Source organism: Kitasatospora sp. NPDC001225 (assembly GCF_053597855.1).
Map to the genome: position 1 here is coordinate 1 of NZ_JBSFJC010000070.1, position 24,648 is coordinate 24,648.

A 24,648-nucleotide genomic window follows, 5' to 3' on the forward strand; every position below is an offset into this window, starting at 1 on the left:
CTACGAACACCAGGACATCCCCTTCGAACGACTCGTCGAAGTCCTCGACCCCGCACGCTCCATGGGCCGCAACCCGCTCTTCCAGGTCATGCTGGCCCTCCAGAACAACACCCAACCGTCCCTGGACCTCCCGGGGTTGACGGCGACGGAGCAGCCGGTCGGGGCGGACGGCGCCAAGTTCGACCTGTCCCTGGCCGTCACCGAGCGCCGCCGCCAGGACGACTCCGCGAGCGGCTCCCCGGGCGACTCCGCAGACGACTCCACGGGCGGCTCCGCGGCCGGTCTCGTCGGCACCCTGGAGTACAACGCCGACGTGTTTGAGCCGGCCACCGCCGAGGCCCTGGCCGCCCGCCTGGTCCGGCTGCTCGACCAGGTCGCCCGCGACCCGCGGACGCCGCTGTCCCGGCTGGACGTCCTCACTCCGGAGGAGCACCGGCAGGTCCTCACCGAGTGGAACGACACCGCGGCCGACGACGCTTCTCCCGCCGGCACCGCCACCACCGTCGTCGCCCTCTTCGAGGCCCAGGCCGCCCGCACCCCCGAGGCCGTCGCCGTCCTCACCGACACCACCGCCCTCACCTACGCCGAGCTCGACGCCCGGGCCAACCGGCTCGCCCGCCACCTGGTCGACCGCGGGGTCGTCCCGGACCGGCCGGTGGCCCTGTCGCTGCCCCGGACGGCGGAGATGGTGGTGGCGCAGCTGGCCGTCCTGAAGAGCGGCGCCGCCTACCTGCCGGTCGACCCGGCGCTCCCGGCCGACCGCGTCCGGCTGATGCTCGACGACGCCGCGCCCGTCCTCCTGCTGACCGAACTCGCCATCGCCGCACGGCTTCCGCGCACCGGCGTGCCCACGGTCGTGCTGGACGACCCCGAGGTCGACGCCGCGCTGGCCGCCCTCGACGGCCGACCGCTGACCGACGCCCAGCGGGCCGCCCCGCTGCACGGCTCCCGGCTGGCCTACCTGCTCTTCACCTCCGGCTCCACCGGGCGGCCCAAGGGCGTCATGGTCGAGCACCGGTCACTGCTGAACCTGCTGGTGTCCACCCGGGAGCGCTTCCCGCTGGAGGCCCACGACCGGCTGCTGGCCGTCACCACCTGGTCCTTCGACATCTCCGGCCTGGAGGTCTACCTGCCGCTGCTGTCCGGCGCGGGCCTGGTCGTCGGCGCGGAGGGCGTCGCCCTGGACCCGGCCGCGCTGGCCGCCTCCCTCGAACGCGACGGCATCACGATCATGCAGGCGACCCCGGCGCTCTGGCAGGAACTCGTGCTCCACCGCCCCGAGTCGGTGCGCGGCCTGCGCGTCCTGATCGGCGGTGAGGCGGTCCCGCCCACCCTGGCCGACGCCCTGGCCGCCCGGGCCGACACCGTCACCAACCTGTACGGGCCGACCGAGACCACCATCTGGTCCACGGCGGCCGGGCTGGCGGGCGACGGGGTCGTGACGCTGGGCCGCCCGATCCGCAACACCCGGGCGTACGTGCTGGACGACGGACTGCGGCCGGTGCCCCCGGGTGTGGCCGGCGAGCTGTACCTGGCCGGTGCCGGACTCGCCCGCGGCTACGCCGGACGCCCCGGCCTCACCGCCACCCGCTTCCTCGCCTGCCCGTTCGCACCCGGCGAGCGCATGTACCGCACCGGCGACCTCGTCCGCTGGACCCCCGACGGCCGACTCCTCTACCTCGGCCGCGCCGACACCCAGGTCAAGATCCGCGGCTTCCGCGTCGAACCCGGCGAGATCGAAGCCGTCCTCACCACCCACCCCACCGTCCGCACCGCCGTCGCCATCGCCCGCACCGACGGCCCCGCCGGCCCCACCCTCGTCGCCTACGTCACCCCCACCCCCGGCACCGCACCCGACCCCGCCGCCCTGCGCGACCACACCGCCGACCACCTGCCCGGGTACATGGTCCCCGGCGCGGTCGTCGTGCTCGACGAACTCCCGCTCAACCCCAACGGCAAGATCGACCGCAACCGCCTCCCCGCCCCCGACTTCACCCCCGCCGCCGCGCGCCGCCCCCGCAACCCCGTCGAGGAGGCCCTCGGCGCGCTCTTCGCCGAGGTCCTCGGCCTCCCCGAGGTCGGCATCGACGACAGCTTCTTCGACCTCGGCGGCCACTCGCTCCTGGCGGTCCGGCTGGTCGGCCGGGCCCAGTCGGCCGGCCTCCGGCTCGCGGTGGCGGACGTCGTCCTGCACCGCACCGTCGCGGAACTGGCCAAGCGGGCCCGCCCGACCGCCTCCGCCGAACAGTCCGCGGACGCGTTCGCACCCGTCCTGCCGATCCGGCCGGACGGCGACGCGCCCCCGCTGTTCCTGGTGCACAGCGGACTCGGCTTCAGCCTGCCCTACCTGGGCCTGGCCCGGTACCTCGATCCGCGCTACCCGCTGTACGGCCTCCAGTCGCCCGCACTGGACGCCGCCGCCCCGCTGCCCGAGTCCATCCGGTCGGTGGCCGCGGACTACGTCCGGACCATCCGGCGGCTGCGGCCGCACGGCCCGTACCGGCTGCTCGGCTGGTCGTACGGCGGCGTGCTCGCCCACGAGATCGCCGTCCGGCTCCAGGAGGCCGGCGAACAGGTCGACTTCCTGGCCGACCTGGACGGCTACCCCGGCCGCACCGGCCGCGACGAGAGCGGCCAGGACGACCGCGAACTCCTGCTGCGCGCCCTGGAGGCGCTCGGCCACCGGCGCGACGAGCTGGCCGGCCCCGGCCGCACCCGCGCCGCCCTGCTCGACCTGCTGCGGCGCGAGGCCGGCCCGCTGGCCGACCTCGACGAGGAGTCGCTGCTGCGGCTGCTGCGGCTGTCGCGCCACCACGGCGCGCTGATGGAGCGCTTCACCCCCGGCCGGTTCACCGGGGACCTCCACCTGTTCGCGGCCGCCGAGGAGTGGACCGCGGACCAACTCGCCGACCAGACCGGCCGATGGGAGCAGCACGTGAACGGACGGGTGGTCGTCCACCGGATCGCCGCCGGCCACGAGTACCTGATGCACGCCGGTCCGCAGGCCGTCATCGGACGGCTCGTCGACGCCGAGCTGCGCCGCCTGGACGGGAGCCCGGAATGCTGACCGCCGTCACCCCCCGCCCCCGCTCGGCGCCGCTCGCCCTGCTCCTCGAATCCGTCACCGTCGCCGGACGGCGCCTGCGGCGGCTGCGCCGGGCACCCGGCCGGCTGATCGGCATCGTGATGAACCCGCTCATCTCGATGATCGTGCTCGGCTACCTGTTCCAGGGCTCGCTGTCCTTCTCCGGCCGCGGCAGCTACCAGGAGTACATCTTCGCGGGCGCGGCCGCCCAGGTCGGCCTGGCCGGGATCGGCCCGACCGCGGTCGCCGTCGCGGCGGACCTGCGCGGCGGCCTGGTCGACCGGTTCCGCAGCATGCCGATCTCCAGACCGGCCGTGCTGGTCGGCCACACCCTCGGCGACCTGGTCGTCGGGCTGATCGGCCTGGCCGTGGTCACGGCGGCCGGCCTGGCGTTCGGCTGGCGCCCGCACAGCGGCGTGCTGCCCTTCCTCGCCGGACTCGCCCTGCTCACCGCCTTCATGTACGCGATGCTCTGGGTCGGCCTGATGCTCGGGATGTTCTCCCGCACCATGGAGACCATCAACGTCGTCGCCGGGCTGGTCACCGTCCTGCTGACCTTCCTCTCCAACGCCTTCCAGTCCGTCGACCGGCTGCCAGGGTGGCTGCGGCTGGTCGCCGAGTGGAACCCGGTCAGCGCCGTGGTGACGGCCCTGCGGCGGCTGTGGGGCAACCCGGACGCGGCCGGCAGCGCCGCCACCCCGAGCCTCTCGCTCACCATCGCCGCCTCGCTCGGGACCGTCTTCGTCGTCACCGTGCTGCTGAGCCTGCGCCGCTACCGGTCCGCGGTCTCCTGACCCCGCCGTCCCGGCGCCGTCCTCCTGACCCGCCCCCGTCACAGAAACGGCCGACCATGCCCCTCCAGCCCCCGACGGTCGACGGAGCCTCCCCGCCCGTCGACCTGGCCACCGTCGACCTCGCCACGATCGACCTCACCGACCCGCACACCTACCTCGACCTCGACGTCCGCGCGATGTGGGCCCGGTTCCGCGCCGAACAGCCCGTCCACCTGCACCCGGCGACCGACCAGGGCCCGCCGTTCTGGGCGGTCTCCCGCCACGCCGACGTGCTCGCCGTCTACCGCGACAACAAGCGGTTCACCTCCGAGCGCGGCAACGTGCTCGCCACCCTGCTGCAGGGCGAGGACTCCGCCTCCCGCCGGATGCTCGCCGTCACCGACGGGCCGCGGCACCGGGAGATCCGCAACCTGATGCTCCGGTCCTTCTCGCCCCGGGTGCTGGCCCCGGTGGTGGCCGGCGTGCACGAGCGGACCGCCGCGCTGCTCCAGGAGGGCCTGGCCCGCGGCTCCTTCGACTTCGTCACCGACCTCGCCGACCACATCCCGATCAACACCATCGGCGACCTCATGGGCGTCCCGGTCGAGGACCGCGAGCGCCTCGTCCACTGGAACACCCAGACCCTCTCCCGCACCAGCGCCGAGCACACCGCGACCGAGGAGTGGCTGGCCCGCAACGAGATCCTGCTCTACTTCTCCGACCTCGCCGCCAAGCGGCGCAAGCACCCCGGCGACGACGTGATCAGCGCCCTGGCGACCGGCACCGTCGACGGCGAGCCGCTCAGCCAGGAGGAGGTCGTCTTCAACTGCTACAGCCTGATCCTCGGCGGCGACGAGTCCAGCCGGATGTCCTCCATCGGCGCGCTCATCGCCCTCTCCCGGCACCCCGAGCAGTGGCGGGCGCTGAAGGACGGCTCGGTCGGGCTGGAGCCGGCCGTGGAGGAGGTCATGCGCTGGACCACCCCGGCCATGCACTTCGGCCGGCGCGCCCTGACCGACGTCGAACTCGGCGACCGGACGATCCGGGCCGGCGACGTCGTGACGCTCTGGAACAGCTCGGCCAACTTCGACGAGGAGGTCTTCGACCAGCCGAACCGCTTCGACCTGGCCCGCACCCCGAACAAGCACGTCGCCTTCGGCTACGGCCCGCACTTCTGCCTGGGCGCCTTCCTCGGCCGGACCCACGTCGAGGCGATGCTCGCCGCCCTGCGCGGCACCGTCGGCGGGATCGAGCTGCTCGGCGAACCGGTCCGGCTCTACTCCAACTTCGTCCACGGCTACAGCAGCCTCCCCGTCCGCCTCACCGCCTGACCCTCCCCCCTTGCCCCTCCTCCCTTGCCCCTCTTGCCTCGCCCCTCCTCGCCACCGACCGGGAGCCCCACATGGACATGGCCATCCGCGCCGAGGGCCTGCACAAGCGCCACCGGGACGTCGTGGCGATCGCCGACATCCACCTCGGCGTCCGGACCGGCACCGTCCTCGGCCTGCTCGGACCGAACGGCGCCGGCAAGACGACCACCGTGCAGATCCTCACCACCCTCACCACCCCGGACGGCGGCCACGCCGAGGTGGCCGGCTACGACGTCGTCCGCCAACCGCACGAGGTCCGGCGCCGGATCGGACTGGCCGGCCAGTACACCGCCGTGGACGAGGTCCTGACCGGCCGCGAGAACCTCGTCCTGCTCGGCACCCTGCTCCACCTCGGCCGCCGCGAGGCCCGCCGCCGGGCCGACGAACTCCTGGAACGCTTCCGCCTCGCGGACGCCGCCCACCGCCCCGCCCGCGCCTACTCCGGCGGCATGCGCCGCCGCCTCGACCTCGCCAGCTGCCTGATCACCGCACCCCCGGTGCTCTTCCTCGACGAACCCACCACCGGCCTCGACCCGGTGAGCCGGATGGAACTCTGGGGCCAGGTCCGCGAACTCGTCGACGGCGGCACCACGGTGCTCCTCACCACCCAGTACCTGGAGGAGGCCGACTACCTGGCCGACCAGATCGTGGTCGTCGACTCCGGCCGCGTCATCGCCGACGGCACCCCCGACGAACTGAAGCGCAAGGTCGGCAGCGAATGGCTGGAGCTGACCGTCGCCTCCCCCGCCGACGTCGCCCCGGCCCTCGCCGCCCTCCGCCCCGCCCTCACCGCCGAACCCACCGTCGACACCCAGAAGGGCCGGCTCTCCATCCCCCTCGACGATGGCCTCAACGACATCGCCACCGTCGCCGCCGTCCTGCGCCGCGCCGACATCCCCGTCGCCGACTTCACCATGCGCCGCCCCACCCTCGACGACGTCTTCGCCCACCTCACCGGCCACCCCACCCCCTGACCACCCCGACTCGGGCACTACTCCGCCTCGGGCACCCCCCGGTGGATCTCGCTGATCACCGCCGCCGCCTCGAAGCCGAGCACCGGGCCGGGCCGCCCGGCGAGCAGTCCGGCGTAGAGCGGGCGGTAGTGGGCGACCTTCCGCCCGGTCCTGCCGTCGTTGCCGAAGGCCGCCAGCAACTCGCCGCCCCGGGCGGCGAATCCGGTCATGGCGGTGTGGTCGATCCACACCTCCACCCCGGAGCGGCCGAGCACCAGGCCGCTCTCCTTGCTGCTGGAGCCGGTCAGCCAGCTGCTGCGCAGCCGGGCCGTACCCGCCTCGCCCCGGGAGCGGAACTCCACGACGCACCAGGCGCTCGCGCCGCCGTCGGTCTGCCGCAGCGACGTGAGGCCGACGAGGTCGACGAAGCGGGTGAGCATGCTGAGCTGGTTCACCCCCGAGTCCGTCCAGCTGGAGACGTACGAGGCGAAGGCCTCCGGTCCGCGCAGGACGTACGGGTCGTAGAACGCCGAGGTGATGGTCGTGACCGGCCCCCAGTCCGGGTGCGCGGCGATCAGCTCCGCCGCCCAGTCGACCTCCGGGGAGAAGGCGAAGTGGTGTGCGGTGAAGACCCGGCCCCGTACGTCGGCCGTCCCGTCCAGCTCGCGCAGAGCGGCGAGGGAGGCGCGGTCGTGGACGAGCGGCTTCTCCACCAGGATCCTGGCCGTACTGCCCAGCAGGGCTTCGGTCACCAGCTCGGCGTGCGTCGACGTCGGGGTGGCGAGGACCAGCAGGTCCGGCCGGTGCCCGGCGAGCGCGCTGCCCAGGTCGCCGTAGTGCGGCGGCTTCCCGCCCCGGAACACGACCGGCTCCACCACCTTCGGGTCGACCGTGAACTCCAGCTCCACGTCCGGCCGTTCGGCGAGGACGGCGAGGTGGGTCCCGGCGATGACACCGAGCCCCACCAGCCCGACGCGCACCGGGTCGACGTGCTGCGAGTCGACGTACGCCGGGTCGGCGTGCTCCTGCTGGGTCATCTTCGCTCTTCCCCTCGTCCGTACCGGCCCCGCCCACCGGGGCCCCACGCCTCATCCTCGCGCGGCGACCTCCGCCCAGCGGCCCAACGACTCGGCCGGCCCGTCCACCCACTCGACCCGCGGGTCGTGCTCCGCGGCCTTCGGGACGCCCTCGAGCCAGCTGGTCACGATCGGGACCCAGTAGGTGTTGCCGCCCGACCTGCGGGTCCGCGCGTCGAGTTCGGCCCGGGTCCGGAGGGCACCGTCCCGGTCGTCGCCGAGCACCCCGATCAGGATCTGGGCCACGTCGGCCAGGTTGTGGCCGCCGCGGTAGCCGATGCCGTCGGCGAGCTGCCGCGTGCTCCTGACCGCCTCCACGGCGGCCCCGGCCTCCCCGGCCACCGCGTGCGCGACCGCCTCGGCCGAGCGGATCTTGACCAGTTCGACCGGGTTGGGGACGAGATCGAGCAGGTCCCTCGCCCGGGCCGCCGCGTCCGCGACCGCCGCCGTGTCACCGGCCCAGCAGGCGGTCTGCGCCAGGTTGGCCAGCGCCTTCGCCTCCGCGGCGGCGAGGCCCTCCCGCCGGGCCAGGTCGATCGCCTCGACGTAGACGGCGGTCGCCTCGTCGAAGCGGGCGTTCACCCGCCAGATGTGCCCGATCAGCCGCAGCCGTTCGCCCTCGTCCTCCGGGCCCCGGCTGCGCTGCTCCCGGAGCGAGTCCAGCGCCGTGCCGAAACGCCCGTTGAGGTAGTCGAAGTCGCAGAGCCAGTAGCGGGCCACTGCGTCGAACTCGCCGTCCAGCAGGCCGCGGTAGATCTCCGCGGCCTCGGTGTAGTCGCCGTGGTTGCGCAGGGCGTGGGCGAGGTGGATGCGCACCAGCTGCGCCGTCGGGCTGCCGGGCCGCACGCCCTCCCCGGCTCCGCCGAGCAGCTCGACCGCCTCCGCCGCACGGCCCGTGCGGCGCAGTTGGACGCCCCGTACGGCGGCGAGCACGGCCCGGTACTCCGGCGTCCCGGCCGGGTCGGTGGCGAGCCCGGCGCCCAGCTCCGCCCACTGCCCCGCCTCGACGAGGCGCTGGGTGGCGCGGGCCATCCAGTCCTCGAAGACCCCGTACGCCGCCGAGAGCTTGAGGCCGGTCTCGAGCGTCTGGGCGACGGCGACCCGCCCGGTGGACGGCCCGACGCGCCGGCCCAGCCAGGTGAGCAGCCGGGCGGCGACCTCGCTGCGGTCCCGGTCGGTCCAGCCGTCCGGGAGCGTCCGGTCGGCCTCGCCGATGGCGTGGCGCAGCGCCGCGTGCAGGGCGTACGGCAGGGCGTAGGCGTCGTCGTGGGTCAGGAACGGCCTGCGCAGGAACCGTGCCACGCTGCCGTTCGAGACGTGGGGCTGCCCGGCGCGCAGCAGTTCCGCCCCGACCCGGTCGATGAGCGCCGCGGTCCGGACGAGGTCGCGCTCCTCCCGGGGCAGGTCGCGGATCGACCGGGTGGCCACCGCGGTGAAGGTGCCGCCGAAGTCCGCCGGCGACGGCCGGCCGCCGCGGGCGAGGAGCGCGGCGAAGTGCGACACCGAGAGGTCCAGGTACAGCGGCAGCCCCTGGCCGCCCGCGATGATGCGCCGGCGGACCTCGGCGGGCATGACGGGCTCGCCGTCCCGGGTGAGCGCCTCGCTGAGGTAGCTGTCGGCGTCGGAGTCCGACAGGTAGCCCACGAGGTGTTGGCGGGGCTCCTCGGTGTCGTTGCTGTAGTGCAGGTTGGGCCAGCACTGCGGGCCGGTGAAGTCCAGCTCGCCGCCCGCACCCGCGTCGGCCCAGTCGACCCGGTTGCGGCCGGTGATCACGAACAGCACGTTCGGCATCAGGTACGCGCACCGCTGGATCAGCCGCTCCACCGTGCGGTCGGCACGGCCGTTGACCACCTCGAAGGTGTCGAGGAACACGCACACGGTGGGCCGCCGGTCCGGCCGGCCCCGGGGCGGCAGCCGGTCCAGGTCCCAGGCCAGCAGGTACGGGAAGTAGGAGAGCGTCTCGTAGTCGGCGTCGGCCTCGACCAGTTCGGCGAACAGCTCGCAGTCGGCCAGCAGCCGTCCCTCGCGGACCCGGTCCCGCACGGCGCGGTAGGTGGCGAGGGCCGCCCGGTGCGCCAGTCCGGTCAGACCGCCGAGGCCGGCCGGGTCGAGGTCCTGCACGGTCTGGGCGATCTGGTCGCCGAGGCCGATGCCCCGGGAGGCCCGGCGCAGGGCCGGTGAGGCGTCGAGGAAGTCCTGGAGGGCCTCGCCGGGATGCGCGCGGGCCCAGTAGGAGGCGAGCGCCAGGTCGAAGGCCTGCCACCGGCTGCCCAACTGGCCCAGCCCGGCCCGCAGGCGCAGCAGCAGGCCCTCGATGTCGCAGGCGCCGTCCTCGGCGAGGTCGACGCGGACGGCCACCACGTCGTCGCGCCCCTCGGCGGTCGCGGCCGCGAGCAGCCTGCGCTCCAGCTCGTGGGAGAGCGTCGACTTGCCTATCCCGCCGACCCCGTAGAGCGTCAGGACGTTCCGGCGCCCCTGTGCCCGGTCCACGACCGGCGACACCTCGGCCTCCTCCAGCGTCCACCCCAGGCGCTCCACCGACCGCTCGAAGGCGGCCACCTCGTCGACCCGGTTGGTGAAGACCTGTTGCGCCGTCACGGTCGACGACAGCCCGCTCATGAACGCGGCCCGCAGGTTCACCCGTGCCATCCCGCCTCCTCCTCCGCGGCGCCCCGGGAGGAGACACGTCCGCATCGGCCCGGGTACGCGACCTGAGATACTGTCAGTTCCCCGCGAGGTCCCACAAGGCGCCACCGGCGCGTCGGGCTACGGGAAGTCGGGGCTACGGGGCTGTGGAGCTACGGGGCCAGGTCGACGGCCAGGCAGTTGTAGAAGGTCCAGGAGCGCTCGGGGTCGTGGGCCGTGTTCGCGGCGCCGCCCGGGACGGTTGCCGCCTCCTCGGTCATGTCCTCGAAGCGGATGCGCTCGGGAAGGGTTCCGTAGCGTGCGTGCCGCGCTTCGGCGGCGGGATCGACTGCGGGCCGCTCGGCCATGGCCACTCTCCTCATCGGCGATCGCGGGCGGCGCCTTCGCGGCGCCGGAGGCGGCTTTCAGGGTGCATTCCACGTCGTCACCTGTCAAGGCGGTGATGAGAACATGCCCATCACTCCCGCCTGCGCGCGCCTGGCCGATTCTGCCCTCGCGGCGCTTTGTTGAAGATGCAATGATCTTCCCTCGAGCCGGAGTCGCCCGACGAACCACCGGCCGATCCGGCAGTTCCCTCCCACCCGAGAAGGCGGATCGCATGTTCACACCCGAGACGAAACTCCGCGGCGCAGCCGTCACCGCCGCCCTGGCCGCGACCCTGGTCGGCCTCGGCGCCGGGACGGCCGGCGCCGCGGGCTGGCCGCCCCTGCAGCCGGGCGCGCGCCTCTACTCCTCCACCTACGGGCAGGGGTTCGCCACCACCGTCGACCTCACCGACCTCGGCACCTGCCACACCCTGTGGCCCGGCGCCCGCTCGGTGCAGATCGCCAACGGGGGCGCCACGCTGGCGCTGTACGCCGAGGCCGACTGCAACGGCCCCGGGTGGCTCAGCGGAACGCTGGCCCAGGCCAACCTCCCGCGGACCGCCCTGAGCTACCGGGTCCTCCAGGCGTAACACCTCCCGGCGCGGCGCCCTCCCCTGCGGGCGCCGCGCCCACGCATGTCCTCATGTCGTCACCCCTTTGACAGGTGACGCAGGCACGTGGAAACCTGTCGTCACCGGCTGGAGCAGTTACTTACCGATGAGGACACCCACCATGGCAGTCGTACGCTTCCATCTCGTCTCCACGCTCGGCACGGAGGACGTCCTGGCGGTGCTGACCGACTTCGGCCCCTCCCGCGCCGAGGCCTGGCCGACGATCGACGCCGAACACTTCGAGGTCCACGCGCTCGGCGACACCTGGGCCGAGGTCACCGAGGGGACCGCCGCCGCCTGGGAGCGCGCCCGCTACGAGTGGGAGCCGGGCGGCCGCACCGTCACCGTCACCACCCTCGACTCCAAGCTCTTCGGCCCGGGCGGCGGCTGGGTCTTCCGGATGACCCCCGAGGGCGACGGAACCCGGGTCGACGTCCAGCTGACGCGGCAGCCGAGCACCCTCAAGGGCAGGATGCTCGCCGCACTGCTCCCTGTCGCCGCTCCGCCGGCCCTGCGCAAGTCCTTCGCGGGGCCGCTGCGGGTCCGGTGATCCACCGCACGGACTGATCCACCGCACGAAGATCCCCGAAGGGGCCGCAGCACCCGCTGTCGGCCCCTTCGCCGTCCCCCGCCCGCCCCCGCACGACGGGCGAAGGCCCGGCCCGCGCCATCGGGCGCGGGCCGGGCCGGGGCGGCACCGGAGGGAACCGGCACTGGGAGAGGATCGGCGCCGGGCAGGGATCAGTGCCGGGAGGGGAGGACGCAACGGAAGCTGGAGGCGGCGGCCGGGTCGCCGTGGCCCCGGTAGCGGGACACCTCGGGGTAGCGGCACAGGTCGCGGTCGACGCTCCGCCCGGTGGCGTCGAGCAGCGTGGCGGGCAGCGTCCGCGGCGCCTTGCCCTGCTCGACCCAGGCCGTCAGGGCGGCGAGGTCGTCGGTCGTGCCGCCGCCCTTGTTGAGGCCGCAGTGGGCCGTGCCCGGGGCGAGGAAGAGCCGGTAGAAGTCGTCGACCCGCTTGCCGCCGCCCATCGTCCGCTCGACCTGCCGGCGGTAGTCGACGGTGCCCTGGGCGGGGATGAACTGGTCGGCCTGGCCGTGCCAGGTCAGGAGTTTGCCGCCGGCGTCGCGGAAGGCGGACAGGTCGGGGTCGTCGGTGCCGATGATCCGGCCGTACTCGGTCCGCGACTGCTCGAACAGCCGGGTGAACTGGTCGTAGGTGATCGTCGAGACGTCGAACGAGGGCTGCTTCTTCAGCCAGTTCGTGACCCAGAGCCGGGGCACCGGGAACGGCGCGCCCCGCACCTGGCCGTCCGCGTCGGGCGCGGTGGTGCCGGCCAGCCCCGCCAGGTCGGCACCGACCGGGACGCCGAACCAGAGCCTGCGGCCCGTGGCGGTGCGCGGACCGTCCCAGATCTTGCGGACGACGGCGGCGTCGGCGGCCGTGATGGTCAGCTCCTTCCCGTCGCAGACCACCGTGGTGCCGATCAGCCGGCGCGGGTCGAAGTCGCACCGCGACGCGTCGTTGACCAGCTTGTCCTCGGCTCCGTCGAGCGGGTCGCAGGCAGCGACGGCGGCGTCCGTGAAGGCCTTGAACGCGCAGGCGGACGGGTAGGTCTTCTCGTTGTTCATGACCACCTGCGGCCACAGGGTGGCGACTTCGAACTCGTCCCAGCTGACGGCGGGCGCGTTGGCGAGGATGCCGTCGAAGTCGTCGGGGTAGCGCTGGGCCTCCAGGTAACCCTGGCGCCCGCCGGTGGAGCACCCGTTGAAGTAGGAGTAGGAGGCCGGACTGCCGAAGTGCGTGGCGACCACCTGCTTGCCGACGATCGCCGCCTCGTGCTGGGAGCGGGACGCGAGGTTGTTCAGCAGCGCGGTGTCGACCTCGCCCTTCGCGTTCAGCGCCCAGTCGGCGTCCACGGCATCGGCGAGCCCGCCGTCGGTGGTGGTCGCGGCGTAGCCGTTCTTGACCGCGGTGCCCATCCCGACGCCGTTGTCCCCAGCGGCGAAGGCGCTTCCGCCGAGCGCCTGGAAGCGGCCGTTCCAGCCGCTGACGGGCAGCCAGGTCCGCACCCTGGCATGGTCGTTGTCGCCCGGGTGGGTCAGGGTGACGGTCACCTCGCAGAAGGCCGGGACACCGGTGACCGTGCCGCCCACCACCCCGGTTCCGTCGATGGTCCCGCCCTCCCGGCGGGCCGCCGTCACGGACTCCACCGCCGTACCGGCGGGGGCCCGCACGGCCGGCGCCGAACAGCCTGACGGCGCGGGCAGGGAGCCGTACGGGGTCTCCGCCACTGCCGCCGGCAGGTGCACCGCGGCCAGCGCCGCGCCGGTCGCGAGCACGATCAGGAATCTCTTCATGGGTATCCGTCCAGGGGAAAGGTGGGCGTGCGCCCGGCCGCGAAGGAGCGTGTGCGGGGCGGCCGGGCAGGGCTGGTCGAAGGACAAGGTGTTTCCGGTCGAGGTGGTGACGATCCGACCGGTGACGGCTGCGGGCCGACGCCCCTCGGGCAGTCGCCGCAGATGGCGGTGATCAGCCGAGATTTGACTCAAGAAGTCGGCGCGCAGGGGCGGCTCTCCCGCGTGCGCCGGGTCGAGCCGCTCTCATGTCCGTCACCGGTTCAGCCGGTGACGATGCTGGCACGGTCGCGCCCGGCCTGTCAACGAGACGGCGAAGGGGCCCCGGCGGCACCGGCCGACGCGGGAGCCGGAGCGAAAGGAGCCGTGGCAGAGGGCAGTTGCCGGCCGCCGCCCGCTGGGCGCGCACATATCCGCTGCCGGCTGTCGGCGGTGCCTGCTACAGTCGCAGCGACCTGTAGTCGTGTGATCGAGGAGTGGCAGACGTGGCGGGTGACGACGACATCTCCGGGTGAGATCCGGATCTGACGGCCACCGGCCGGTGCTTCAGGAGCACCGCCGAGGTGGTCCGTTTCGTCGTACCCCTTCTCCGCACGTCTGCCCAGGGCAGAGGTCTACCTTCCTGCCCTCATCCCTTCGAGGTCATCCCCATGTCCAACGTGTCCAACGCCGCCGTCGTCTGCTCGAACCTCTCCTTCGCCTGGCCCGACGACACCCCGGTCTTCCAGGACCTGTCCTTCACCGTGCCCGCGGGCCGGACGGGCCTGGTCGCCCCCAACGGCGCCGGCAAGAGCACCCTGCTCAAGCTGATCGCCGGCGATCTCAAGCCCGCCACCGGCTCGGTGTCGGTCACCGGGCGGCTCGGCTACCTCCGCCAGAGCCTGCCCCTGACCTCCGACCTCACCGTCGCCGAGGTGCTCGACGTCGCCGCGGTCATCCGGGCCATCGACGCCGTGGAGTCCGGGGACGTCGACGAGCGGCACTTCACCACCATCGGCGACGACTGGGACATCGAGGAGCGCACCCGTGCCCAGCTCGACCGCCTCGGCCTGACCGACCTCACCCTGGACCGCGGCCTGAGCACGCTCAGCGGCGGCCAGATCGTCTCCCTCGGCCTCGCCGCCCAGCTGCTCAAGCGCCCCGACGTACTGCTGCTCGACGAGCCGACCAACAACCTCGACGCGGAGGCCCGGCACAAGCTCTACGACGTGCTGGGGGAATTCAACGGCTGCCTGCTGCTGGTCAGCCACGACCGCGCGCTGCTCGACCGGATGCAGCACATCGCCGAGCTCGGCAACGGCGAACTGCGCTTCTACGGGGGCGACTTCACCGCATACGAGGAGGCCGTCCGGGCCGAGCAGGAGGTCGCCGAGAAGAACGTCCGCAACGCCGAGCAGGAGCTGAAGCGGGAGAAGCGGGAGATGCAGCAGGCCCGCGAACGCGCCGAGCGCCGTCAGAGCAACGCCGCCCGCAACCTCAAGAGCGCCGGCCTGCCCCGCATCTTCGCCGGGAACATGAAGCGCGGCGCCCAGGAGTCCGCGGGCCGGGCCGGCCAGATGCACGCGGCCCGGGTCGGCGAGGCCAAGGCCCGGCTGGACGAGGCCGGGCGCGCCCTGCGCGAGGAGCAGCGGCTCTCGCTGGAGCTGCCCGACACCCAGGTGCCCGCCGGGCGCAACCTCTTCCTCGGCGAGGGCCTGCAGGTCCACCACGCCGGCCGCCCGGTGTTCGCCGACGGCGGCGTCGACCTGAGCATCCGCGGCCCCGAGCGCATCGCGCTGACCGGGCCCAACGGCGCGGGCAAGAGCACCCTGCTGCGCCTGGTCACCGGCGAACTCACCCCGGACAGCGGGGAGATCAAGCGCAACGACGGGCGGATCGCCTACCTCTCGCAGCGCCTGGACCTGCTGGACCTCGACCGCACCGTGGCGGAGAACTTCGCCGCGTTCGCCCCCGAGCGGCCCGAGACGGAGCGGATGAACCTGCTCGCCCGCTTCCTGTTCCGCGGCGCCCGCGCCCATCTGCCGGTCGGGGTGCTCTCCGGCGGCGAGCGGCTGCGCGCCACCCTGGCCTGCGTGCTGTGCGCGGAGCCGGCCCCGCAGTTGCTGCTGCTCGACGAGCCGACCAACAACCTCGACCTGGTCAGCGCCGGGCAGTTGGAGAGCGCGCTGAACTCGTACCAGGGCGCCTTCCTGGTGGTCAGTCACGACGAGCGCTTCCTCGCCGAGATCGGGGTGAACCGCTGGCTCCGGCTGGCCGACGGCACGCTGCGGGAGACGGGGGCGCCCGCGGTGTGATCCGCCGCCGTGTGACGCGGCCCGCCCGAGGCTCGGTGCCCGGGCGGGCCCACCCCCTCACGTCGGAAGGTTTCCCGTGTTCCCCCTGTCCCAGAACGCCCTGCTCGCCCATGACCTCGTCCGCGTCCTCGGCGGTCGTCGCGTCCTCGACGGCGTCGGCCTGACCGCCGCCCCCGGCCACCGGATCGGCCTGATCGGGGAGAACGGCGCCGGCAAGTCCACCCTGCTGCGGGTGCTCGCCGGCGTGGACGAACCCGACGCGGGAAGCGTCTCCCGCCCCGATGACCTCGGCTTCCTGCACCAGGAGATGCCCTTCGACCCCGCCGCGACCGTCGCCGCCGTCCTGGACGACGCGCTGCGCGAGGCCCGCGAGGACCTGGTGGAACTGGACCGGCTCGGCGCGGAGATCGCCCGGCTCCCGGAGTCCGACCCCGGGCACCCGGAACTCCTGGACGCCTACGGCAGGCGGCTGGAACAGGCCCGGTACCGGGAGTCCTGGGACGCCGACCGCCGTGCCGCCCTGGTCCTCGACGGGCTGGGCCTCGGCGCACCGGCCCTCGGCCCGCTCGGGCACGACCGCACGCTCGGCTCGCTGTCCGGCGGGCAGCGCGGCCGGCTGGCCCTCGCGGCGCTGCTGGTCCGACGGCCGTCCGCGCTGCTGCTGGACGAGCCGACCAACCACCTCGACGACGGCGCCGCCGCCTTCCTGGAGGAGCAGGTCCGCGCACTGCCCGGCACCGTGGTCGTCGCCGCCCACGACCGGGCGTTCCTCGACGCCGTCTGCACCCACCTGATCGACCTCGACCCGGCGGTGGACGGACCGGTCCGCTACGGCGGCAACTACAGCGCCTACCTGGGCGAGCGGCGCGCCGAGCGGGACCGTTGGGAGCGGCGATTCGCCGAGGAGCAGCAGGAGTTGGCGCAGCTGCGCCATGCGGCCGGCGTGACCGCGCACCTGGTCGCACCGGACCGGGGGCCGCGCGACAACGAGAAGATGGGCTACGGCCACCGGGCGGGCCGGGTGCAGAACCAGGTCTCCCGACGGGTGCGCAACGCCGCCCGCCGACTGGAGGAGCTGGAGCGCGCGCAGGTCCCCGAACCGCCGCGCCCGCTGCGGTTCGCCGTCGAATCCCTGGCGGCGGACGCCCACACGCCGTCCGACACCGGCGAGGGCCTCCGGCCCCTGGTGTCGCTCCGGGGCCTCCGGGTGCCCGGCCGACTCGCGCTCGAAAGCCTGGACGTCGCCCCGGACGACCGGCTGCTGGTCACGGGCGGCAACGGGACGGGCAAGTCGACACTGCTCGCCGTACTCGCCGGCCACCTCACGGCCGAGGGCACGGTGCACCGGCACCCCGGACTGACGGTCGGACTGCTCACCCAGGACACCGAGTTCGACCGGCCCGACCGCACCGTCCGCGACACCTACGAGCAGGCGCTGGGCGCGGCGCGCGCCGAGCGGGTGCCGCTGGGATCACTCGACCTGCTGCACGCGGCGGACCTGGACAAGCCCGTCGGCCGGCTGTCCGTCGGACAGCGCCGACGGCTCGCACTGGCGCTCCTGGTGGCCGAACCGCCCCGGCTGCTGCTGCTCGACGAACCCACCAACCACCTCTCCCCGCGCCTCTGCGACGAACTGGAGGAGGCCTTCGGCGCCGGTCCCGGCGCGATCGTCCTCGCGAGCCACGACCGCTGGCTGCGCCGACGCTGGCAGGGCCGCGAGCTGCGGCTCGACCCGGCGGGCGCCACCCGTCATTGCCCCCCGGCACAGTCACCTGCCAGCATGGTGATGTGAACCTTGACCATGTCTTCGTCTGCGGGCACCCCGCCCTGGACTTCGCCGCTACGCTCCGTGCACGGCGCACGGTCCGGTTCGAGATGTTCGTGACGCCGGAGCGCCTGAACGCCTGGTACCTGGACTGCGGCCTGGTGGACACGATCACGCCCGGTGACGAGCAGGACGTCCGCGAGGCGACCACCGTCCGCGAGGCCGTCTACCGGCTGATCACCAACCGCCGGCTCGGCGAGGCCTTCGACCGCGAGGCACTCGCCGTACTCAACGGCGCCGCGCGCAAACCGCCCGTGACACCGCAGCTCACCCTGACCGGACGGCACAACGAGGCGACCCCCGAGCAGGCGCTGGCAACCGTCGCGCGCCAGGCGGTCGAACTCCTCAGCGGCCCGGACGTTCCCCTGCTGAAGGAATGCGGCAACCCGGAGTGCACCCGGGTCTACATCGACCGCTCCCGGGGCATGCGCCGCCAGTGGTGCGGCATGGACTCCTGCGGCAACAAGATCAAGGCCGCCGCCTACCGCGCCCGGAAGAAGACCCCGTCCGCCACGACCGCCCGATAGCCCCTCCGGCCACGGCCCCGCAGCGCGGGCCGTGGCCGTTCGGCGTCGAACGCGCTCGGCGGGGCTGTCCGACCGGTCAGGTCCCCTCAGGCCCGGCGGCGGCCGCCGCCAGCGAGGCGGCGGTCCCGGCGGCTGCGGCGGACGGACGCCCCGAAGGTGACGATGGAGATGCTGATGATGGTGACGCTGACGACCAGCAGGACGAGGTCGGCGTTGGGCACCTGGGTCATGGCGACGGTGACGGCCGCCAGGAGGATGCAGACGCCCAGGCCTTTGAAGACGTTCATGGTGTTCTTTCGGGCTACTTCCACGCGGAGACGCGTGTCATGTACGACTTGATGACGGAGGAGACGAGCCAGTAGGTGCGGACCACCGTGAAGACGAGTTCCGGGATCAGCAGGGCTTCGACGATCATGGCCTTGGGGCCGAGCTTGCGGACCCGGAGCGCCGGGTAGAGGACCCAGAAGCCGATCATCGCCCAGAACAGCGGCGCGTGGCTGACGCCGAACCGCGCCATCGCGGCCACCTGCTTGGTGCCCCAGCCGAGGATGTAGGCGGAGGCGATGAGCCCCATGATCAGGGTGCTGATCGAGTGCCAGGTGAACTTCGTCCAGCCGCGGGCGCGCAGGGTGTCGACCGTGCCTCGGGACCAGCGTTCGCGCTGCTGGATGAGCTCGCGCAGGGTGGGCATCAGGTCGGTGTAGGCGATGCACAGCTCGTTGGCGGTGACCTTCCAGCCGGACTCCTTGAGCGCCAGCGTGGTCTCGTAGTCCTCGACGAGGTTGCGGTGGTCCTCCCAGAAGACCTCGCCGCGCCAGTCGATGAGGGTCTGCAACGCCTCGGCCCGGTAGAAGCTGCCGGCCCCGGACATGGTGTGCACGTCGGCGCGGTAGCGGGCACTGGCCGCCCGGCCGTACTCGATGATCTGCATGCCGAGCAGGTAGCGCTGCCAGGGGTTGCGCCACAGGCCGGTGCGGCCGAGGCAGGAGGCGCTGACGCCGCCGAGCTCGGGGTCGGAGGAGATGACGTTGCGGGCCCGCTCGATGAACCGGTGGTGCAGTTCGGTGTCGGCGTCCATCACCAGGACGTGGCGCACCGCGCCGGTCAGGCGTCCGCCGACCGCCTCCCGCAGCCACTCCAGTCCGTGGTTGAGGGCGCCCGCCTTCTTGTGCGGGTTGTTGTCCAGATTGAGCACCACGGTCGGCGGGGTGCCCGCGTCGTCCGCGAACCGCTGGGCGAACTCCCGTGTGCGGTCGGTGGAGTTGTTGACGACCACGATGATGAGGTCGGGGCGCCGGCTCTGCTTGGCCAGGGAGTCCAGCGACGTCAGGACGCCGACCTCCTCGTTCCGGGCGGGAACGAGGATCACCGTGTCGTAGAGGGCGGTGCCGGCCGCGGGGGCCACCCGACCCCGACGGTGCCGGCTGCGCGAGGACCGCGCCTCCTCGATGGGCGCGCTGGGCGCGGCGGTACCTGACACGGTACGAACTCCCCCGTTTTGACGGCGCGGTAGTCAACGCCGTTCACTCTGTGTGCATCCTGTGATGGTCCGGGAGAGGATATCGCCCCAAAATGTAGATGGTTCAACGGCCTGGCGCGACACGCTCCAGCGAGGGAAACGCAGCGCGACCATATGCTCCCCCACCGTGATACCGGCTGCTCAGACGCCCAGCTAAAGGACGTCAAATCGGACAGATCACCCCCGGTGTTAACGTCCGCGAACGTGGCCGACACCACATATCCATTCCTTCCCCCACCTGCCACTGGGAGGCGTTAATGCCGATCTAACCTCGTTCAAGCACCTTAAAAGAGGAGTCAAAGGCATGGATAAGATGAGCCCGAATTGATCGATCCGATGCGAAGCGTGTACGTACTGACGCCTTCCGCATCCCCCTGTGCATCCCCCTCGGAGGAGCAGTCGTGACCCGTCCCACCCCGCACACCCGCACGCGGGCCGCACTCGGGACCGCCCTCCCTCTGGTCATGCTCGCCGTCGGCGTGGGCGCCTGCGCGTCCGACGGCAAGCCGTCCGGACCGGCGGCCGCCCACGGAGCGGAGAAGCAGCAGGCCCCTGCCGCGACTCCCGTCCCCACGCCCACCGCCCCGCCCGGCCCACCCGGCGTCCTGTTCGACGCCTTCCACTACACCGGTGCCGAGGACCCGGCCCTGGCCTCACACGGCTGGACCGTCCGCACCGACGGCGGCGGCCCCGGCATCCGCGACACCTGGTCCAAGGAAGGCCTCTCCTTCCCCACCGTGGCCGACGCCCAGAGCGGCCAGGCCATGCGGCTGCGCGTCACCACCGACGGCACCCCCAAGGGCACCAAGCAGGTCGAGGTCGGACGCACCGCGGGCGAGTCCCTCAACGGCACCATCGCCGCCCGGGTCTTCTTCAGCGACAAGCCCACCGACGGCCGCGACGGCGACCACATCATCCAGACCGTCTACGCGATCTCGCCCGACCACAACTCGAAGAAGTACAGCGAGTTGGACTTCGAGTACATGCCCAACGGCGGCTGGGGCGCCCCCGGCCCCCGGCTCGACACCACGAGCTGGCGCAGCGCCGCCCAGAACGACCGGGACACCCTCGCCACGAACAAGAGCGTCGCCGGCTGGCACACCCTGATGCTCACCGCCGACGCCGGGAAGGTCACCTACTCCGTCGACGGCAAGACCCTCTACAGCAGCGGCAGCAAGTCCTACCCGCGCGAGCCCCTGAGCATCCGGTTCAGCTCCTGGTTGATCGACCTCCCCACGACGCCGTCCGGCACCCGGACCTGGGACATGAACATCAACTGGCTCTACTACCAGGCCGACAAGAAGGTCCCCCTCGCCGAGGTCGAGAAGGCCGTCGGCGGCTTCTACGCCGCCAACACCACGTTCGTGAACACCCTCCCCAAGAACTGATCCCCTGTCCGAAATCCCCGGCCAAGAAGAGACAAAGGCCGGGCACGCCACGCGGCCGACCTGACGAAGGACAGCAGGGGACGACTCGGGCCGGAAAAGACAAGCCGCCCCCGCCAGGCCTTATGTCGTCTTGACGGGCCTGGCGGGGGCGGCTGGAAACGGTCGCCCGCGGAAGGGGCGTTCGACCCTTACGGCGAGGGGATGCGGACCCTCATGGTGAGGCCGCCGCCGGCGCGCGGCGTGGCCTCGATGGTGCCGCCGTGGGCGCGCACCACCGAGCGGACGATGGACAGGCCGAGCCCGACCCCCTTGTCGCTGCGGGTGCGGTCGGCGCCCTTGACCCGGCGGAACGGCTCGAAGATGTGCTCCAGCTCGTACCCGGGCACCACCGGGCCGGTGTTGGAGACCACCAGCTCGCCGCCGCCGGGCACCGCGGTGGTGGCCAGCTCGACCCAGCCGCCCGGGGTGTTGTACCGGACGGCGTTCTGCAGCAGGTTGAGCGCGAGCCGCTCCAGCAGCACGCCGTTGCCGGCGGCCATCGCCGGATCGAGCTTCGAACGCAGCTCGACCTCGCGCTTGTCGGCCTCGCCCCGGGTCTGCTCCAGCGCCCGGGTGGCCACCTCGGACAGCTCCACCGGGCGCCGGTCGGTCAGCTCGTTCTCGCTGCGGGCGAGCAGCAGCAGGCCCTCGACGAGCTGCTCGCTGCGCTCGTTGGTGGCCAGCAGGGTCCTCCCCAGCTGCTGGAGGTCGGAGGAGGTCGCCGGGTCGGAGAGCTGGACCTCCAGCAGGGTGCGGTTGATCGCCAGCGGGGTGCGCAGCTCGTGCGAGGCGTTGGCGACGAAGCGGCGCTGGGAGTCGAAGGAGCGGTCCAGCCGGTCCAGCATGCCGTCGAAGGTGTCGGCGAGCTCCTTGAGCTCGTCGTCCGGGCCGTCCAGCTCGATCCGGCGGTGCAGGTCGGAGGAGGCCACGTCGCGGGCGGTGCGGGTGATCCGGCCGAGCGGGCGCAGGACCCGGCCGGCCATCGCGTAGCCCGCCGCGAAGGCGATCACGGCGAGGCAGAGCAGCATGGTCAGCGACTTGCGCAGCAGGGTGTTGAGCGCGGAGTCGGAGCGCGCCAGGAAGTCGGCGGCCTGCAACTGGTTGTAGCTCGTGCTGTTCATCGTGGAGTGGACGCCGTCCGGGCCGGTGACCTGGATGCTGCCGTCGAAGACCAGGTTGCGCGGTGCCAGGTACGAGACGGCGTCCTGGAAGAACACGTACATCAGCAGCAGCAGCACCACGCCGGCCATCAGGAACATCCCGCCGTAGAGCAGGGTGAGGCGCATCCGGATGGTGGGGCGGAAGGGGAACCAGGCGAGCATGCCGTCGCCGGGGACGTAGGACCCGGGGCGGTGGACGCGCGGCGGGGTCAGGGGCTTCGGCGGGACGGCACGCGGGCCGCCGGCGGGCGCGCCGGAGGCCCCGCCGGCCGGGGGCGGGGTGGTCATGATGGTCCTCTCGGGGCGTCCGCCGGGGCGGGCGCTTACGGCGGGGAGTCTCGGGGTGGGCGGACTCCGGTCGTCAGATCCGGTAACCGGAGCCCGGCACGGTGACGATCACCGGCGGGTCCCCGAGCTTGCGGCGCAGCGTCATCACGGTGACGCGCACGACGTTGGTGAACGGGTCGGTGTGCTCGTCCCAGGCCTTCTCCAGGAGCTGCTCGGCGGAGACGACGGCACCGCCGGCCCGCATCAGCACCTCCAGGACGGCGAACTCCTTGGGGGCGAGCTGGACGGTGCGCCCGTCGCGGATCACCTCGCGCCGGCCGGGGTCGACCGAGATGCCGGCCCGCTCCAGTACCGGGGGCAGCGGGATGGTCGCGCGGCGGCCCAGCGCCCTTACCCGGGCGACGAGTTCGCTGAAGGCGAACGGCTTCGGAAGGTAGTCGTCCGCGCCGATCTCCAGGCCCTCGACCCGGTCGCTGATGTCGCCGGAGGCGGTCAGCATGATCACCCGGGTGGCCAGGCCCTGCTCGACCACCTTGCGGCAGACGTCGTCCCCGTGGACCAGCGGAAGATCGCGGTCCAGGACGACGACGTCGTAGTCGTTGACCGCGATGCGCTGGAGCGCGGCCTCCCCGTCGTACACAACGTCGACGGCCATCGCCTCGCGGCGCAGACCGGTCGCGACGGCCTCTGCAAGCAGCTGCTCGTCCTCGACGACGAGAACCCGCACGGTCGTTGTCCCTTCTCCAGGCCGGCCCCGGAAGCGGACGCACGGCTCCGACGGTGCCTCCATCCTGCCTGGTCGGGCGGTAAAGCAGCGATAAGCTGCCCCTCGGGCACGGAACCCGGGTCCGCGGCGGTCACTGTTCGCATCCGCACCACTCCGCTTGGACTGTGACACGGGCAACTTTCTCGCGCCGAAAGGTTTCCCCGCCCTGGGGGCGGGGAGGACAGCTGCACACCCGCGATCTGGCTGACGGCCGATCGCACCCACCCGCCGTGCGTTCATCCGCGCCGGCCCTGGGGCTGGGACATCACCGGGAGCGGCCGAAGGGCCGTCTCCGCACCCGTCCGGACTGCCACCACCTTCCGGCCTGGGTGCTTTCACCGGCTGGACCTTCCCCGGGGCGGAGAGCGCACGACCGTGCACGTCCGACACAGTAAGGGGGCCCGTATGGACGCCTTCAAGGCCGGAATCCTGCAGCGCATAGCCAACGCCGAGCAGGACCTGCACCGCGCGATCGAGGCCGGGGACGAGTTCCTCGCCGAGGTGGAGCAGTCCGAGCTGGACGACCTCCGCCGACTCGCCGCCGAGCACGGCGTGGACACGGTGCTGGAGCGCCACCGCACCGCTGCCTGACCCGTCCGGCACACCGACCCGTCGCCGGACCTCCGGCACCAGCGGCCCTACGGGGGCCGTGCGAAACCCAGGCCCTGGCATCCCCCGTATGTCAGGGCTCTTCGCATGTCCGGGGCCTTCGCACCCGGGCCCGTCGCACGTCCGGGCCGTCCCGCCGCCGGGGTTCCGGCGGCGGGACGGCGGAACCGGTCAGTCCGCCCAGGCGCGCAGCGCGGCCAGCCGCTCCTGGAGCGGCTGGTACACGCCCGGAGCGGCGGCCACGGTCAGCTCGCCGTCCGGCCCGTGCCCGGGCCGGCCGCCGACCAGGGCGCCGGCCTCGGCGGCGATCAGGCAGCCGGCCGCCCGGTCCCAGGGGGCCAGGCCGCGCTCGTAGTAGCCGTCCAGCCGCCCGGCGGCGACGTCGCACAGGTCCACCGCGGCCGCCCCGCCCCGGCGGATGTCCCGCACCTCCGGCATCAGCGCCAGCAGCACCTCGGCCTGCCGGACCCGCACCGGCTGGACGTAGTTGAAGCCGGTGGCGATCAGCGCCTGGCCCCAGGGCGGGGCCGGGCGGGCCGAGAGCGGGCGGCCGTCGAGGCGGGCGCCGCGGCCCAGGACGGCGTGGAACAGCTCGCCGCGGGCCGGCGCGTACACCACGCCGACGACCGCCCGGCCGTCCACCTCGGCGGCCACGCTGACCGCCCAGGAGGGCAGCCCGTAAAGGTAGTTGACCGTTCCGTCGAGCGGGTCCACGACCCAGCGGACCCCGCTGGTGCCCGGCCGCTCGGCGCCCTCCTCGCCCAGGTAGCCGTCCTCGGGGCGGCGGTCGGTGATCAGCTCCAGGACGAGCTTCTCGGAGGCGAGGTCCATCTCGGTGACCACGTCGACCGGACTGCTCTTGGTGCCGGCCACGCCGAGGTCGGCCGGGCGGCCGTCGCGCAGCAGGGCGCCGGCCTGCCGGGCCGCGTCCAGGGCGACCTCCAGCAGGTCGTCGAGGAGGCCGTCGTCGGGCAGGGCGGGGGTGGGCACGGGGGTTCT

General features: G+C 73.2%; 20 protein-coding genes. 11 read left to right on the forward strand and 9 right to left on the reverse strand.

Going from position 1 to position 24,648, the window contains the following annotated elements; genetic code table 11:
* The 4 genes from ACWDCZ_RS23390 to ACWDCZ_RS23405 all read left to right on the forward strand — a co-directional run.
* The coding region (locus ACWDCZ_RS23390) for a non-ribosomal peptide synthetase (RefSeq protein WP_449816877.1) at positions 1 to 3,067 on the forward strand (3,067 nt) is incomplete at its 5' end.
* Positions 3,061 to 3,879, forward strand: coding sequence for an ABC transporter permease (locus ACWDCZ_RS23395; protein ID WP_049649277.1), 819 nt, complete (start codon positions 3,061 to 3,063; stop codon positions 3,877 to 3,879). The genes ACWDCZ_RS23390 and ACWDCZ_RS23395, both read left to right, overlap by 7 nt.
* Positions 3,880 to 3,935: 56 nt before the next feature.
* Positions 3,936 to 5,189: a cytochrome P450 gene (locus ACWDCZ_RS23400; RefSeq protein WP_049649278.1), complete on the forward strand. Its 1,254-nt coding sequence runs from the start codon at positions 3,936 to 3,938 to the stop codon at positions 5,187 to 5,189.
* A gap of 71 nt (positions 5,190 to 5,260) precedes the next feature.
* Positions 5,261 to 6,202, forward strand: a complete 942-nt coding sequence (locus ACWDCZ_RS23405; RefSeq protein ID WP_074002429.1) for an ATP-binding cassette domain-containing protein — start codon at positions 5,261 to 5,263, stop codon at positions 6,200 to 6,202.
* 17 nt (positions 6,203 to 6,219) lie between these two features.
* Here the strand turns inward: ACWDCZ_RS23405 and ACWDCZ_RS23410 are convergent, their stop codons facing one another.
* The 3 genes from ACWDCZ_RS23410 to ACWDCZ_RS23420 form a co-directional block, all read right to left on the reverse strand.
* Complete coding sequence (locus ACWDCZ_RS23410) at positions 6,220 to 7,218, reverse strand: Gfo/Idh/MocA family protein (protein WP_449816878.1); 999 nt, start codon at positions 7,216 to 7,218, stop codon at positions 6,220 to 6,222.
* 51 nt (positions 7,219 to 7,269) lie between these two features.
* The gene (locus tag ACWDCZ_RS23415; protein WP_449816879.1) at positions 7,270 to 9,906 is read right to left on the reverse strand and encodes a tetratricopeptide repeat protein; all 2,637 of its coding nucleotides are present in this window, start codon (positions 9,904 to 9,906) and stop codon (positions 7,270 to 7,272) included.
* 149 nt (positions 9,907 to 10,055) lie between these two features.
* Positions 10,056 to 10,250, reverse strand: coding sequence for a hypothetical protein (locus tag ACWDCZ_RS23420; protein ID WP_449816880.1), 195 nt, complete (start codon positions 10,248 to 10,250; stop codon positions 10,056 to 10,058).
* A 251-nt stretch (positions 10,251 to 10,501) separates the two neighbouring features.
* Here ACWDCZ_RS23420 and ACWDCZ_RS23425 point away from each other — a divergent pair, with 251 nt between their 5' ends.
* Both ACWDCZ_RS23425 and ACWDCZ_RS23430 read left to right on the forward strand, forming a co-directional pair.
* Positions 10,502 to 10,858 (forward strand): hypothetical protein, encoded by a 357-nt coding sequence (locus ACWDCZ_RS23425; RefSeq protein ID WP_375875536.1) that lies wholly within the window; start codon positions 10,502 to 10,504, stop codon positions 10,856 to 10,858.
* Between the two features lie 142 nt (positions 10,859 to 11,000).
* Positions 11,001 to 11,429: an SRPBCC family protein gene (locus ACWDCZ_RS23430; protein WP_049649284.1), complete on the forward strand. Its 429-nt coding sequence runs from the start codon at positions 11,001 to 11,003 to the stop codon at positions 11,427 to 11,429.
* 191 nt (positions 11,430 to 11,620) lie between these two features.
* Here ACWDCZ_RS23430 and ACWDCZ_RS23435 read toward each other — a convergent pair whose 3' ends face one another.
* Positions 11,621 to 13,237 (reverse strand): tannase/feruloyl esterase family alpha/beta hydrolase, encoded by a 1,617-nt coding sequence (locus ACWDCZ_RS23435; protein WP_449816881.1) that lies wholly within the window; start codon positions 13,235 to 13,237, stop codon positions 11,621 to 11,623.
* Between the two features lie 656 nt (positions 13,238 to 13,893).
* Between ACWDCZ_RS23435 and abc-f the strand changes: the two genes are divergently transcribed.
* From abc-f to ACWDCZ_RS23450, 3 genes are all read left to right on the forward strand, one after another.
* A complete protein-coding gene (gene abc-f, locus ACWDCZ_RS23440; RefSeq protein ID WP_449816891.1) occupies positions 13,894 to 15,528 on the forward strand; it encodes a ribosomal protection-like ABC-F family protein in 1,635 nt (544 codons plus the stop codon).
* A gap of 85 nt (positions 15,529 to 15,613) precedes the next feature.
* On the forward strand, positions 15,614 to 17,320 hold the full coding sequence (locus tag ACWDCZ_RS23445) for an ABC-F family ATP-binding cassette domain-containing protein (RefSeq protein ID WP_449816892.1): 1,707 nt from the start codon (positions 15,614 to 15,616) through the stop codon (positions 17,318 to 17,320).
* A complete protein-coding gene (locus ACWDCZ_RS23450) occupies positions 17,317 to 17,880 on the forward strand; it encodes a CGNR zinc finger domain-containing protein (RefSeq protein WP_049649287.1) in 564 nt (187 codons plus the stop codon). Before ACWDCZ_RS23445 ends, ACWDCZ_RS23450 begins: the two co-directional genes overlap by 4 nt.
* An 86-nt stretch (positions 17,881 to 17,966) precedes the next feature.
* Here the strand turns inward: ACWDCZ_RS23450 and ACWDCZ_RS23455 are convergent, their stop codons facing one another.
* Together ACWDCZ_RS23455 and ACWDCZ_RS23460 are read right to left on the reverse strand one after the other, a co-directional pair.
* Positions 17,967 to 18,167, reverse strand: a complete 201-nt coding sequence (locus ACWDCZ_RS23455) for a hypothetical protein (protein WP_074002423.1) — start codon at positions 18,165 to 18,167, stop codon at positions 17,967 to 17,969.
* A 14-nt stretch (positions 18,168 to 18,181) separates the two neighbouring features.
* Complete coding sequence (locus ACWDCZ_RS23460; RefSeq protein ID WP_449816882.1) at positions 18,182 to 19,360, reverse strand: glycosyltransferase family 2 protein; 1,179 nt, start codon at positions 19,358 to 19,360, stop codon at positions 18,182 to 18,184.
* Between the two features lie 440 nt (positions 19,361 to 19,800).
* Between ACWDCZ_RS23460 and ACWDCZ_RS23465 the strand changes: the two genes are divergently transcribed.
* Positions 19,801 to 20,787: a glycoside hydrolase family 16 protein gene (locus tag ACWDCZ_RS23465; RefSeq protein ID WP_449816883.1), complete on the forward strand. Its 987-nt coding sequence runs from the start codon at positions 19,801 to 19,803 to the stop codon at positions 20,785 to 20,787.
* A 188-nt stretch (positions 20,788 to 20,975) separates the two neighbouring features.
* Here ACWDCZ_RS23465 and ACWDCZ_RS23470 read toward each other — a convergent pair whose 3' ends face one another.
* Entirely contained in the window at positions 20,976 to 22,274 is a 1,299-nt protein-coding gene (locus ACWDCZ_RS23470; RefSeq protein ID WP_053112333.1) for a sensor histidine kinase, read from the reverse strand.
* A 73-nt stretch (positions 22,275 to 22,347) separates the two neighbouring features.
* Positions 22,348 to 23,001: a response regulator transcription factor gene (locus ACWDCZ_RS23475; RefSeq protein WP_049657097.1), complete on the reverse strand. Its 654-nt coding sequence runs from the start codon at positions 22,999 to 23,001 to the stop codon at positions 22,348 to 22,350.
* Between the two features lie 444 nt (positions 23,002 to 23,445).
* On the opposite strand from ACWDCZ_RS23475, the gene ACWDCZ_RS23480 reads away from it, so the two are divergent.
* The gene (locus ACWDCZ_RS23480; RefSeq protein ID WP_030057688.1) at positions 23,446 to 23,631 is read left to right on the forward strand and encodes a hypothetical protein; all 186 of its coding nucleotides are present in this window, start codon (positions 23,446 to 23,448) and stop codon (positions 23,629 to 23,631) included.
* Positions 23,632 to 23,820: 189 nt separating this feature from the next.
* Here ACWDCZ_RS23480 and ACWDCZ_RS23485 read toward each other — a convergent pair whose 3' ends face one another.
* The gene (locus ACWDCZ_RS23485) at positions 23,821 to 24,639 is read right to left on the reverse strand and encodes an inositol monophosphatase family protein (RefSeq protein ID WP_449816884.1); all 819 of its coding nucleotides are present in this window, start codon (positions 24,637 to 24,639) and stop codon (positions 23,821 to 23,823) included.
* Positions 24,640 to 24,648 lie beyond the last annotated feature (9 nt).

What these genes read in the sequence shown, in the direction of transcription:
- ACWDCZ_RS23480 (WP_030057688.1), top strand. Translation starts at nt 23,446, where the DNA reads ATGGACGCCTTCAAGGCCGGAATCCTGCAGCGCATAGCCAACGCCGAG.
- ACWDCZ_RS23410 (WP_449816878.1), bottom strand. Translation starts at nt 7,218, where the DNA reads ATGACCCAGCAGGAGCACGCCGACCCGGCGTACGTCGACTCGCAGCAC.
- ACWDCZ_RS23415 (WP_449816879.1), bottom strand. Translation starts at nt 9,906, where the DNA reads ATGGCACGGGTGAACCTGCGGGCCGCGTTCATGAGCGGGCTGTCGTCG.
- ACWDCZ_RS23425 (WP_375875536.1), top strand. Translation starts at nt 10,502, where the DNA reads ATGTTCACACCCGAGACGAAACTCCGCGGCGCAGCCGTCACCGCCGCC.
- ACWDCZ_RS23405 (WP_074002429.1), top strand. Translation starts at nt 5,261, where the DNA reads ATGGACATGGCCATCCGCGCCGAGGGCCTGCACAAGCGCCACCGGGAC.
- ACWDCZ_RS23435 (WP_449816881.1), bottom strand. Translation starts at nt 13,237, where the DNA reads ATGAAGAGATTCCTGATCGTGCTCGCGACCGGCGCGGCGCTGGCCGCG.
- ACWDCZ_RS23395 (WP_049649277.1), top strand. Translation starts at nt 3,061, where the DNA reads ATGCTGACCGCCGTCACCCCCCGCCCCCGCTCGGCGCCGCTCGCCCTG.
- ACWDCZ_RS23420 (WP_449816880.1), bottom strand. Translation starts at nt 10,250, where the DNA reads ATGGCCGAGCGGCCCGCAGTCGATCCCGCCGCCGAAGCGCGGCACGCA.
- ACWDCZ_RS23470 (WP_053112333.1), bottom strand. Translation starts at nt 22,274, where the DNA reads ATGACCACCCCGCCCCCGGCCGGCGGGGCCTCCGGCGCGCCCGCCGGC.
- ACWDCZ_RS23400 (WP_049649278.1), top strand. Translation starts at nt 3,936, where the DNA reads ATGCCCCTCCAGCCCCCGACGGTCGACGGAGCCTCCCCGCCCGTCGAC.
- ACWDCZ_RS23430 (WP_049649284.1), top strand. Translation starts at nt 11,001, where the DNA reads ATGGCAGTCGTACGCTTCCATCTCGTCTCCACGCTCGGCACGGAGGAC.
- ACWDCZ_RS23455 (WP_074002423.1), bottom strand. Translation starts at nt 18,167, where the DNA reads ATGAACGTCTTCAAAGGCCTGGGCGTCTGCATCCTCCTGGCGGCCGTC.